The 12737-nt window shown below is 51.8% G+C and carries 10 protein-coding genes; 5 read left to right on the top strand and 5 right to left on the bottom strand.

Annotated features, from left to right (window positions below):
• Positions 1-51: 51 nt before the first annotated feature.
• Positions 52-294, top strand: coding sequence for an envelope stress response protein PspG (pspG, locus tag D9597_RS20320; protein WP_000891404.1), 243 nt, complete (start codon positions 52-54; stop codon positions 292-294).
• A 163-nt stretch (positions 295-457) separates the two neighbouring features.
• Here the strand turns inward: pspG and D9597_RS20325 are convergent, their stop codons facing one another.
• The 5 genes from D9597_RS20325 to D9597_RS20345 form a co-directional block, all read right to left on the bottom strand.
• Positions 458-1441 carry a quinone oxidoreductase gene (locus D9597_RS20325; protein WP_130224282.1) on the bottom strand — a complete coding sequence of 328 codons (984 nt, stop codon included), beginning with the start codon at positions 1439-1441 and terminating at the stop codon, positions 458-460.
• Positions 1442-1546: 105 nt separating this feature from the next.
• Positions 1547-3583, bottom strand: a complete 2037-nt coding sequence (locus D9597_RS20330) for an FAD-binding protein (RefSeq protein WP_130224284.1) — start codon at positions 3581-3583, stop codon at positions 1547-1549.
• A gap of 10 nt (positions 3584-3593) precedes the next feature.
• Positions 3594-4823 carry an Nramp family divalent metal transporter gene (locus tag D9597_RS20335; RefSeq protein ID WP_165383160.1) on the bottom strand — a complete coding sequence of 410 codons (1230 nt, stop codon included), beginning with the start codon at positions 4821-4823 and terminating at the stop codon, positions 3594-3596.
• A 77-nt stretch (positions 4824-4900) separates the two neighbouring features.
• Positions 4901-5680: an enoyl-CoA hydratase/isomerase family protein gene (locus tag D9597_RS20340; protein ID WP_130224286.1), complete on the bottom strand. Its 780-nt coding sequence runs from the start codon at positions 5678-5680 to the stop codon at positions 4901-4903.
• Positions 5673-7244: a malonate decarboxylase subunit alpha gene (locus D9597_RS20345; RefSeq protein WP_130218571.1), complete on the bottom strand. Its 1572-nt coding sequence runs from the start codon at positions 7242-7244 to the stop codon at positions 5673-5675. Before D9597_RS20345 ends, D9597_RS20340 begins: the two co-directional genes overlap by 8 nt.
• Before the next feature lie 255 nt (positions 7245-7499).
• Between D9597_RS20345 and D9597_RS20350 the strand changes: the two genes are divergently transcribed.
• From D9597_RS20350 to tyrB, 4 genes are all read left to right on the top strand, one after another.
• The gene (locus D9597_RS20350) at positions 7500-8534 is read left to right on the top strand and encodes a LacI family DNA-binding transcriptional regulator (protein WP_130205808.1); all 1035 of its coding nucleotides are present in this window, start codon (positions 7500-7502) and stop codon (positions 8532-8534) included.
• A 71-nt stretch (positions 8535-8605) separates the two neighbouring features.
• Positions 8606-10021, top strand: coding sequence for a replicative DNA helicase (gene dnaB / locus D9597_RS20355; protein ID WP_130205810.1), 1416 nt, complete (start codon positions 8606-8608; stop codon positions 10019-10021).
• 52 nt (positions 10022-10073) lie between these two features.
• Positions 10074-11153: an alanine racemase gene (alr, locus tag D9597_RS20360; protein ID WP_130218569.1), complete on the top strand. Its 1080-nt coding sequence runs from the start codon at positions 10074-10076 to the stop codon at positions 11151-11153.
• 253 nt (positions 11154-11406) lie between these two features.
• Positions 11407-12600 carry an aromatic amino acid transaminase gene (gene tyrB, locus D9597_RS20365; protein ID WP_130224288.1) on the top strand — a complete coding sequence of 398 codons (1194 nt, stop codon included), beginning with the start codon at positions 11407-11409 and terminating at the stop codon, positions 12598-12600.
• Positions 12601-12737: the final 137 nt, after the last annotated feature.

Below are 12737 nucleotides of genomic sequence, written 5' to 3' on the forward strand. Positions count from 1 at the left end.
TGGCATGATTCTTGTAAAGCCAGCAAGAGATTTCATTTTTGGGAGAACATCATGCTGGAACTACTTTTTGTGATTGGCTTTTTTGTCATGTTGATGGTCACTGGCGTTTCATTGCTGGGCATTATCGCTGCGCTGGTTGTGGCGACGGCCATTATGTTCCTCGGCGGTATGCTGGCATTGATGATTAAGCTGCTGCCGTGGCTGCTGTTGGCGATTGCGGTAGTGTGGGTGATCAAGGCGATTAAAGCGCCAAAAGTGCCGAAATATCAGCGTTATGACCGCTGGCGTTACTAAGGGATTGTGCGGATGATCACAACCTCAGGTTTTATCCTTAGAACAAAATAGGAATTGATAATCAAATCTGTCACTATTGCGCGTCAAACAAATTCATCGAGCTGTACCCTACATACAGCCGAACTATAAAAGAAAGGGCTTCCCAGGTGGAAGCCCAATTTCTTTATGGAATCAGTAAGCTGGAACCCTGCGTCGCCCGGCTTTCCAGAATCTCATGCGCACGCCGCGCATCCTTCAGCGGGTATTTCTGATGTTCTGCGACATCCACTTTAATTACCCCGCTGGCAATCAAAGAAAACAGTTCATTACTGGCTTCGGTTAACTCATCACGCGTAGTGATATAGCCTTGCAGGGAAGGGCGTGTCACATACAGCGAGCCTTTCTGATTGAGAATGCCTAAGTTCACACCCGTCACTGCGCCTGATGAGTTGCCAAAACTGACCATTAAGCCGCGACGTTGCAGGCAATCCAGCGACCGTTCCCAGGTGTCTCTGCCCACGGAATCGTACACTACGCGCACTTTCTTGCCGTCGGTGATCTCTTTTAACCGCTCGACCAGATTCTCTTCGCGATAGTTAATGACCTGCCATGCCCCGGCTTTTAAGGCGCTTTGCGCTTTTTGCGCCGTTCCCACGGTGCCAATAAGTTTTGCCCCTAAGGCTTTTGCCCACTGACAGGCAATTAAGCCAACGCCGCCAGCAGCCGCATGGAACAGGAACTGTTCGTCAGGTTTGATTTCATACGTTTTGCGTAGCAGATAATAAACCGTTAAGCCTTTCAGGAATGATGCGGCGGCTTGCTCAAAAGAGATCGCCGCGGGAAGAATTGCGGCTTTATCGGCATTGACGTTATGCACAGAACTGTAAGCCCCTAACGTTGATTGCGCATAAACCACGCGATCGCCCGCTTTAATATGCTTCACGCCGCTGCCGACTTTGCTCACGATGCCAGCCGCTTCTGTGCCTAATCCGCTGGGTAGCGATGGCGGCGGATAAAGGCCGCTGCGGATATACGTGTCGATAAAATTAATGCCAATGGCTTTATTTTCGACCTGGATTTCATTCTCTGCCGGATCGACAGGAGTAAACTCCACGGCTTGCAGAACTTCCGGGCCACCGTGCTTGTGAAATTCGATGCGTGTTGCCATTTAAACTCCTTTACTGAGCGACATATCTGTTTTAAGCCTAACAGTAGTCGCCGGGCCGCGCGGGGATTTTTTCCGGGCTGTGGTCACAACCCGGAATATCTCTGGTCAGTATTGAAACAGCGTCGCCGCAATCCAGTTTTGCCACTGGCGCTCAAAGTTGGTTAGCGTTAATACGCCCCGCTCACGGCACAAGCGAATCCAGGCATGGCAATCATTAGCTTCCAGACAAACACAAATCATGTATTGCCGGGCATCCTGATTTTCTGGTCGAAAACGCCAGGTCAGGAGCGGCCCACCTGGTGTTTGCGGTGCGATACCGGCTTCGCCATCATAGACAGCCCTGGCACCACGACTCCCGCCACCGTTTTCGATATAGCATTGTAAAGAGCGCAGTACAGCCAGCGCCAGTTGCGCACTTTGCCGCCACTGGAAAGATTGGGCGAGGCTGTTTTCATCGCTTTGAATGCCTTCCCGGCGAATATCTTCACAAAGTGTTGCTATGGTTTGCGTGGCAGTGTTGATCCCCTGTGTATGACACAAAATTGCGGCATGGTGGCTCATGGTATTTTGTATCGTTTCTCGCACGTCGTCGCGCAGCAGCCCCTGATTCAGGAACTGTTGCGCCTCATTAATCGTGCTGAGAATTTGTTGCCTCTCGAGAGGGAGGTCCTGACTTTTCTGATGAGCAATATGCAATGCACAGCGGCGGGCGAAAACTTGCCCGGCATTGAGCGCCGACCCACCAGGACGCGTCACACCATGTGTTCCGGCATTTTCTCCGGCAGCATAACAACCAGTTAGCGATGTACGCCCCCAAATATCAACATCAATTCCGCCATTAAGATGTTGATTATTTAGCGTAAATTTTAGCGGTGAGGCTGTGAGATCATGACCATGCATCTGATACAAGCGAATAGCCAGAGGATTCATCTGTGTTAATCGCGCCAGCGGTTGCGCCAGCAGGGCGTGATTTTGTTGCAGATAGTCGATGACATCATCATCCAGCTCTCGCAGGTTGAATGGCGTTCCGTCCGCTGCGGGTTCGGGTTCCCGCAGAAAATCGAGAAAAACATCGCGCCCTTTTTGTGTCTCCTCATACACCGCGACATCCAGTAGGCTGGAGCCATATTCCAGCATTCGTTCCGCGTGAAACGGCCACTGGTAACCTTTGCGAAATATCGCGGAGGCCAGCATACGAGTCGTAGGGTAATAAGCTGCCAGAAAATTATACTGACGTCCGGAGTGGTCCTGCGAGTAGATGCGCGGCATCGCTTGCATGTAAGTACCGGAAAGATTCCACGGAAACTGGCTGCGCGGTGTACCGATACCAAACTGACTCTCCGTAAGATTCACCAGCCTTATACCTGCTTCCAACGCCATGCCCAACGCACTAAAACAGTTCACCGGATAGACACTGTCACGATAAAGTTCACCTGGCCCGCCCGTGGCTAAAACCAGATGTTGGCAGCGAATTACTACCATTCGCCAGGGATTATCCCGACAGGTTTTATCGATGGCGATCACCCCTACGACTCGTCTGTTTTCTCCTTCACCGCGAGTCAGGATACGAATCGCCGTTGTGTGATCGCGCAGAGGAATATTAAGGCGCATTGCCTCCAGAGCCAGAACTTTAACCATCAGGCGAGAAGTTCGTGGGCCGCAACTGGTGGCGCGACCGAACTCATCGTGATCGGTTTGATAACGCAACGTTGCGCCAAAGAGATCTTCTGGCAGATCCAGACCCAGATATTTCAGTACTTCACAGGTGTTCACTGAGCCGACGGCTTCAACATAGGCAGTGTCATGATCCATCGAACCGCCCGCCGCCAGAGTGTCACTTAATGCCAGAAAATGGTCACCATTTGCACGGGTATTGGCGGTGTGGAGAGTTTGTTTATCAGAACCAGAACAGGCGGAAGTGCCCCAGAAGGCTTTGCTGGAGGCTACCATTACATCGATATTTTGCCGTTTCAGCTCGACGGCAGCTCGCCATCCGGCAGCACCACTGCCTAGCACCAGCGTGTTGCAGCGGTACTCAGGTAAAATGGCGCCGTTAAGGTCGATACTACCGCTGGCTTGAGCCAGCGGTGAGTAATGGGGCATTTTGATATCAGTGAGCGCCGTTAGCGTTTCGTCAATCATTGCGTCCCACCTATTTCATCAGACTTTCGATTAAGCCGCTCATTGCCATATAGCCCATGATTAGCGTAAATGCGCTTATGGCAACAAACATGACGTTTTCCCAGCGTGAGCAACGATATTCGCCCATTAACGAAGGCTTGTTCGCCAGCCAGAACATACATAAAACAGTCAGCGGCAGAATAATGGCGTTAAAGGCCTGGCTGGCAATCATCACCAATACCGGGCGTGCGTGGAACAGCGGCACAACCAGACAAAGCAGAGACATAACCGTCATCAGGATACGGTAACCTGGGCTAACTTCGTTGCTGGTATCACGCCAGTCAGCCAGCAGCCAGGGCGTTAACAGTAAATTCGGGAACTGACTGGAAAGCCCGGCAGCAACAATACCAATAACAAATAGTCCCACGGCAGCCGAGCCAGCAATAGGTTCGAGAATAATGACCATTTGCGAGGCGTTATTTAAACCTGTGCCAGTTTGATACAACGTACCCGCAGCCGCAGCCATCACCGCCGCACTGATGATGAACATCATTCCTGCACTGACAATGGCATCACGATTTTGATGAGGCAGATTGTCCACACCCCAACCATTACTTTTTACCAGAGTCGTGCGCATAAGAAACATTGCTGGCGCTACGGTGGTTCCCACCATGCCAGAAATTATCAGAAATGGCGTACTGTTATCGCCAGCAACAGGATCGGGAACTGACGGAATAAATCCGGCCAGCAGATCTGCGACCGGCGGCATCATAATGAAAAAATTAATCACAAACGCCAGCCCCATAATGCCAACCAGCGCGGAGAGGATTTTGTCGAACCCGGCGTTGCTGTTGGTCCAGAGCATCACGTTAATCATAATGACCATCGCGATAGCCCAGGCGAGTGCTGAGATACCGCCACTAAACCAGGTCGTGGACCATGTTGCCATTACATCCGCCAGAATGCCCATTACCCCCATAATGGAACCACTCACGGCAACGGTTAACCCGATCAGAAACAACATAGCAACGCCAGGATGGATATGGCGACGAAATGCAGTCAACGCGCGTTCACCTGTGACGGAAGCATAACGACCATAAATACGGATTAAAAACCAGGTAACGATACAAGAAAGCGCCACCGCCCACATCAGCGAGACGCCATAGTTTGCACCCGCTTTCGCCATAGTGGTGATACTGCCTGTCCCGATGCTGTAGCCAATAAGAAAGATGCCGGGTGCAAAGGCTGCGAGTTTTGTCATTATTCGCCGAAATAAAGAAGGCGTTTGGGGAACAGAGGTTGTCATATTCATTATCTTTCTTTCCTTGTAAGAGGCTTTCAGCGTGCCTGAAATTGTGGTTGACGCTTCTCGGCGAATGCCTGACTTCCTTCACGAGCATCTTCAGTAGTGGCGGAAAAAGCGCCAGCAAGCGCTTCAAGCGTCGAGGCCACAGCAATACCTTCTCCGGCATCGATAACTTGCTTGGCGATCTGCACAGCAACCGGAGCACGTTGGGCGATACGTTGTGCCAGTTGCAGGCCTGCGTCGTGTAACGCTTCCCTGGCGACAACACGATTCACCAGCCCGCAGGACAGCGCACGCTGTGCATCTAGTGGTTCGCCGGTAAATACCAGTTCTTTCACCAGTGAGCGCCCAAGCAGTGCCGTCAGCCGCTGCGTTCCTGACCAGCCAGGCACTGTCGCCAGTCCGGTTTCTGGTAGCGCCATCCGAGCCTCGGCGCTACAAATACGGATATCGGCGGTAGCAGCCAGTTCCAGACCACCGCCATAAGCCAGTCCGTGCACCAGGGCGATTACGGGTTGTGGCAGTTGTGCCAGAGCGTCAAATGCCTGATGACCGCGGCGGATCCAGTTGCGCCACATATCGAGTGCAGAAAGAGAGGTCCAGCGATGAATATCCGCACCGACACAAAACGCTTTTTCACTGGCGCTGGTCAGCAGAACCACGCGGATCTCCGAATCCGTTTCCAGCGTGTGGCAATGTGTCAGCAGCTGTTCAAGCATCTCCGGGGTTAATGCGTTGAGTTTCGCCGGACGATTAATCACCAGAGTGGCAATGAAACCGTTGCGCTGGAGGTCAATAGTGCCGTTATTCATGGTGACGTCCTTGTTGAAAATAGTGGGGATTCATTAGCTTGAGATCGTCTGCCAGACGGAGTGGGGCATCGCTTTGGGCGAGAATGTCGCGTTCAGGATCAATACCAGGGGCAATTTCTGTGACCAGTAGCCCGTCTGGTGTTAATTCCAGAACGCAGCGTTCAGTGATGTACTGCACTTGTTGCCCGAGTCTTATTGCGCGTTTGCCGGAGAACGTCACGTGGGCGACGTCCTGTACCAGTTTTTTGGCTTTGCCTTCTTTAATGATACGCAGCTGACCCTCTTCCAGTTGCAGTTGGGCACCGGCATTGAAAAAGCCAGAGAAAATAATGCGCTTCGCATGTGAAGTGATATCAATAAACCCACCGCATCCGGCAGTGACATGTGGACGGGCAGGCAGATGCGAGACGTTTACTGAGCCATCTGCGCCGATTTGTAAAAATGACATCAGAGTGAGATCAAAGCCACCGCCCTGGAAATAGGTGAACTGCTGGGGAGAGGGCAAAAATGCTTCTGCATTAGAGGCGCAGCCGAATTGAAATTCCAGTAGTGGAACTCCGCCAATTGCGCCCTGTTCCAGCAGCCAGGTGACATCACCGTGGCGACCTTGTTCCAGTAAAATACGCGGTACATTGGCAGAAATACCAAAGCCAATATTTACCGCATCTCCACTTTGTAGTTCTTGCGCGACTCGCTGGGCAATAACCCGCGCCGGGCCATGTTCCATATAACGAAAGGCGGACAGCGGACGACTGATTTCGCCGGAAATGGCAGGTTCGTATTGTGTTTGCGTGGTTTGTGTTTGTTCCGGCGCAATCACGATGTAATCCACCAGTACACCCGGAATACGCACCTCTTTTGGTTTCAGACTTCCGGCGGCAACCTGCCGTTTTACCTGCGCAATTACGATGCCACCGTTATTGCGAACAGCTGTGGCCTGTTCCAGTGGCCCAAGATAAGCCCCTTCATGTTCATAAGTCAGGTTGCCGCGTTCATCGGCAGTGGTAGCGCGAATGATCGCTACCTGGGGCACGATGCTGGGGAAAAACAGCCAGTCGTCGTTAGCAAATCGAACACGTTCAACCAGAGATTGTTGCGCCGCTTTTTCATTCATTGCGCCGCCCTGCAACAGGGGATCCACATAGGTATCCATGCCTGTTTGTGTCAGCACGCCAGGACGATGAGCCGCCGCTTCCCGGTGCATATCAAATAAGATCCCGGAAGGCAGATTCCAGGCGGGGATCGCGTTGTCATTGATCATTTGCCAGATTAACGGAGGCGTCATTGATGATGGCCCGGAGGGGTAGGAGCCAGCGATCACTTTTGCCAGTAAACCCGATTGCGCCAGATGATCGATGCCTTTTACGCCATACATATCACCTGCGGCGATAGGGTGGATGCTGGTGATGTTTTGCGGATGTCCGGCACGTTGAAAGCGTTCACCTATTGCTGCCAGCACGGCATCCGGACACCCCATTCCACTGGAGGAGGAGACGGTGACAACTGCGCCATCAGCAATCAAATCTGCAGCTTCCGATGCAGTGATCGTGCGTACAGAGCACATAATAATTTCCTTATTTCGATATAAAAATAATTAAAAATATCAATGTAAAACAACATAATAGTGATTATAAATTAATTGGAACGATCTAATTTATGCGTAATTTGTACGATTGGCGTGCAAAAAACACAACAAGGGAAGTATGAATCTGTGATCGAAACGACGATCTCCTGCGATCCATGGCGTTAACGGATCGCATGAGTAAAAGGAGATTATGATAAAGTAAATGCCTTGATCTTATGGGGGTTTGGAGTAGTCATGGCGAAGTCGGATACAGGAAGAAAGCGGGTAACATTAACCGATGTTGCACGTGCGGCTGGCGTTTCGAAATCGACCGTGTCGCTGGTACTCAACGACAGTCCGCTTATCAAAAAAGAGACGCAACAAAAAGTCCAGCAAGCCATTGAGCAATTAGGCTATGTCTATAACCGTTTTGCTGCCAATCTGCGTTCGCAAAAATCGCTGACTATCGGCGTGGTGATTGATGATTTGACCAACCCTTTTTTCGCTGAATTTACAATGGGCCTTGAGATCACGCTGGCGGAGCACGGTTTTATCACCGTAATGTCCAATACCTCCCAGCGTAGCGATCGGCAAAAACAGGTACTTGATACCTTGCTGGAACACCACGTCGCGGGCATTGTCCTCTGTCCAGTAAACAGCACCTCAGAAGCCGATTTACAGCGTTATGCCAACAGTTCCACACCCTTATTAATCACAATGCGCCCTCTGGACTGGCAACAATTGCCCGTCGATTACGTTGGCGTGGACAGCCACGCAGGTGTCCGGGAAGCTACGGAATATCTCATTCAACAAGGGCACAGAGACATCGTGTTTATTGGGGGACTTACGCACCATATGCGTTATCAGGGATACCTGGAGGCGATGAACCATCATGATTTACAGCCGTGGAGCACTGATGCTTTTTCGCTGCGTGCTGAACCGACTCAGGCCAACGGTTACCAGTTGATGCAACAACTGTTGGATATGCCTTCGCCACCCACAGCGGTGATTTGTTATAACGATTTAATGGCTTTTGGCGCGGAGTCGGCACTAGGCGAAAGAGGATTATTTGCCGGGGAAGATATTTCGTTGATTGGTAATGATGGCGTGGCGGCTTGTGCTTACAGTAACCCGCCGTTAACCACAATTGCGGTAGAACCATTGGCTCTAGGGAAACAGGCGGCGCAGCAAATTTTACGGCGTATTGCGCAGCCAGACGCACCGCTCAGCCATTACGTCTATCGCCCAACCCTGCAAATTCGCGCTTCTACCGGAAGACGGGGGCGTTAAATGCTGTAGCGAGAAACCGTTTCTCGCTATACTCTCTAGTCCTTTTTTAACAGCAGGTAACTCCATTCACTATGGCTGGAAATAAACCCTTCAACAAACAGCAGGCTGAGCTTCGCGAACGCGATCCACAAGTTGCCGGGCTGAAAGTGCCTCCGCACTCGATCGAAGCGGAGCAGTCGGTGTTGGGCGGTTTAATGCTGGATAACGAACGCTGGGACGATGTAGCCGAGCGTGTCGTGGCAGACGATTTCTACACCCGTCCGCACCGCCATATCTTTACCGAAATGGCGCGTTTGCAGGAAGGTGGTAGCCCGATAGACCTGATAACTCTGGCGGAATCGCTGGAGCGCCAGGGGCAACTTGATAGCGTCGGTGGTTTCGCTTATCTGGCAGAGCTGTCAAAAAATACGCCAAGTGCGGCGAACATCAGCGCTTATGCTGACATCGTGCGGGAACGTGCTGTTGTCCGTGAGATGATCTCAGTTGCTAACGAGATTGCCGAAGCTGGTTTTGATCCGCAAGGGCGCACCAGTGAAGACTTGCTGGACCTTGCTGAATCCCGCGTCTTTAAAATTGCCGAAAGTCGCGCCAATAAAGACGAAGGGCCGAAGAACATCGCCGATGTGCTCGACGCTACCGTGGCGCGTATTGAGCAACTGTTCCAGCAGCCGCACGATGGCGTCACCGGGGTAAACACCGGCTATGACGATCTCAACAAAAAAACCGCCGGTTTGCAGCCGTCGGACTTGATTATCGTCGCGGCGCGTCCGTCGATGGGTAAAACGACATTTGCGATGAACCTCGTCGAAAATGCGGCGATGTTGCAGGATAAACCGGTACTTATCTTCTCGCTGGAGATGCCATCGGAACAGATTATGATGCGTTCTCTGGCATCGCTGTCGCGCGTTGACCAGACCAAAATCCGTACCGGGCAGCTGGATGATGAAGACTGGGCGCGTATTTCCGGCACGATGGGCATTTTGCTCGAGAAACGTAACATCTATATTGATGACTCCTCCGGTCTGACGCCAACGGAAGTGCGCTCGCGCGCGCGTCGTATTGCCCGTGAGCACGGCGGCATCGGGCTTATCATGATCGACTACCTGCAGCTGATGCGTGTGCCGTCACTTTCCGACAACCGTACGCTGGAAATTGCGGAAATCTCCCGCTCGCTGAAAGCGCTGGCAAAAGAACTGAATGTGCCGGTGGTGGCCCTGTCCCAGTTGAACCGTTCTCTGGAACAACGTGCCGACAAACGTCCGGTCAACTCCGACTTGCGTGAATCCGGCTCCATCGAGCAGGATGCGGACTTGATCATGTTTATCTATCGTGATGAGGTTTATCACGAGAACAGTGATTTGAAAGGCATCGCGGAAATTATTATCGGTAAACAACGTAACGGCCCAATCGGGACGGTACGCCTGACCTTTAACGGTCAATGGTCGCGCTTCGACAACTACGCGGGGCCGCAGTACGATGACGAATAATAATTATTTTATGTATTAGGTAATTAAAGCAAACACTTATCAAGGAATACAAATGCAAGCGGCAACTGTAGTGATTAACCGCCGCGCTCTGCGACACAACTTGCAACGTCTGCGTGAACTGGCCCCCGCCAGTAAACTGGTTGCGGTGGTGAAAGCGAACGCTTATGGTCACGGTCTTCTTGAAACCGCGCGAACGCTTCCTGATGCCGACGCCTTTGGCGTAGCCCGTCTCGAAGAAGCCCTGCGGCTTAGAGCAGGGGGCATCACGCAACCTATATTGTTACTGGAAGGCTTTTTTGAAGCAGACGATCTGCCGACGATCTCCGCTGAACATCTGCATACCGCCGTGCATAACGAAGAACAGCTCGCTGCTCTGGAAGAGGCCAGTCTGGAGGAGCCAGTTACCGTCTGGATGAAACTCGACACTGGTATGCACCGACTGGGCGTTTTACCGGAACAAGCTGAGGCGTTTTATCAACGTCTTACGCAATGTAAAAACGTCCGTCAGCCGGTGAATATTGTCAGCCACTTTGCTCGCGCTGATGAGCCAAAATGCGGCGCGACTGAGAAACAACTCGATATCTTCAATACCTTTTGCGAAGGCAAACCCGGCAAGCGTTCAATCGCCGCATCGGGTGGAATTTTGTTATGGCCGCAGTCGCATTTTGATTGGGTGCGCCCGGGCATCATTCTTTACGGCGTGTCACCGCTGGAAGATGGCTCCACCGGTGCTGATTTCGGTTGCCAGCCAGTGATGTCTCTGACCTCCAGCCTGATTGCCGTGCGTGAGCATAAAGCGGGTGAACCGGTAGGCTATGGAGGCACCTGGATTAGCGAGCGCGATACCCGCCTTGGCGTGGTGGCGATGGGCTATGGCGATGGCTACCCGCGCGCCGCGCCGTCCGGTACGCCAGTGCTGGTTAATGGTCGTGAAGTGCCGATTGTCGGTCGCGTGGCGATGGATATGATCTGCGTAGATTTAGGTCCACAGGCGCAGGATAAAGCCGGGGACCAGGTCATTTTATGGGGCGAAGGTTTGCCCGTAGAACGTATCGCAGAAATAACAAAAGTGAGTGCTTACGAACTTATCACGCGCCTGACGTCAAGGGTCGCGATGAAATACGTGGATTAATCGTTCTGTAATAGTTGATTGTCTGTGCCGGATGCGGCGTGAATGCCTTATCCGGCACGTAATATCTTGTAAATTCAATAAATTGATTTTCTCGCATGGCTCTTATAAAGGCCGTGCATCTGGCGATTGTGCGTTTGTCATGAGTCTCACTCTGTTGCTAATTGCCGTTCGTCGCTGAACATCCTCTCGATCTTCGCCATCTTCCGGTTTATTGTGTTTTAACCACCTGCCCGTAAACCAGGAGAACCATCGCGTGTTTCAAAAAGTTGACGCCTATGCTGGCGACCCGATTCTTTCGCTTATGGAGCGTTTTAAAGAAGACACTCGCAGCGACAAAGTGAATTTGAGTATCGGCCTGTACTACAACGAAGACGGGATTATTCCGCAACTAAAAGCTGTCGCGGAAGCGGAAGCGCGTCTGAATGCACAACCTCATGGCGCTTCGCTTTATTTACCGATGGAAGGGCTGAACAGCTATCGCCATGCCATTTCGCCGCTGCTGTTTGGCGCTGACCATCCGGTGCTACAACAACAGCGTGTGGCGACCATTCAGACGCTCGGTGGTTCGGGGGCATTAAAAGTAGGCGCTGACTTCCTGAAACGCTACTTCCCGGAATCAGGCGTCTGGGTCAGCGATCCCACCTGGGAAAACCATGTGGCAATATTCGCGGGGGCTGGATTCGAAGTGAATACTTACCCCTGGTATGACGAAGCGACTAACGGCGTGCGTTTTAATGACCTGTTGGCGACGCTGAAAACATTACCTGCCCGCAGCATTGTGCTGCTGCATCCTTGTTGTCATAACCCAACGGGCGCCGATCTCACCAACGACCAGTGGGATGCGGTGATTGAAATTCTCAAAGCACGCGAGCTTATCCCATTCCTCGATATTGCCTATCAAGGATTTGGTGCCGGTATGGAAGAAGATGCCTATGCCATTCGCGCGATCGCCAGCGCCGGATTACCTGCTCTGGTGAGCAATTCATTCTCGAAAATTTTCTCCCTTTACGGCGAGCGTGTCGGCGGTCTTTCTGTGGTGTGTGAAGATGCCGAAGCCGCAGGCCGCGTACTGGGGCAGTTGAAAGCAACAGTTCGTCGCAACTACTCCAGCCCGCCAAATTTTGGTGCGCAGGTGGTGGCTACGGTGCTGAATGATGCGGCGTTAAAAGCTAGCTGGCTGGCAGAAGTGGAAGAAATGCGTACCCGTATTCTGGCGATGCGTCAGGAACTGGTGAAGGTATTGAGTAAAGAGATGCCAGAACGCAATTTTGATTATCTGCTTAAGCAGCGCGGCATGTTCAGCTATACCGGTTTAAGCGCTGCTCAGGTTGACCGACTGCGTGAAGAGTTTGGTGTTTACCTGATTGCCAGCGGCCGCATGTGTGTTGCCGGACTTAATGCGCAAAATGTGCATCGCGTGGCGAAGGCGTTTGCAGCAGTGATGTAATGTCGTTAGCAGGTGGTTGAACAGCCGCCTGCTCAATTTTAACTTGTTGATATAATTAGTATCATTGAGAATAGAGAGAAGGAAATATTCTACCCCTCATATAAAGCCGCTCACTTCTGGTAAGCGATATTAACCAC

This window comes from Escherichia sp. E13S3 (genome assembly GCF_004212325.1).
Lineage (GTDB): Bacteria > Pseudomonadota > Gammaproteobacteria > Enterobacterales > Enterobacteriaceae > Escherichia.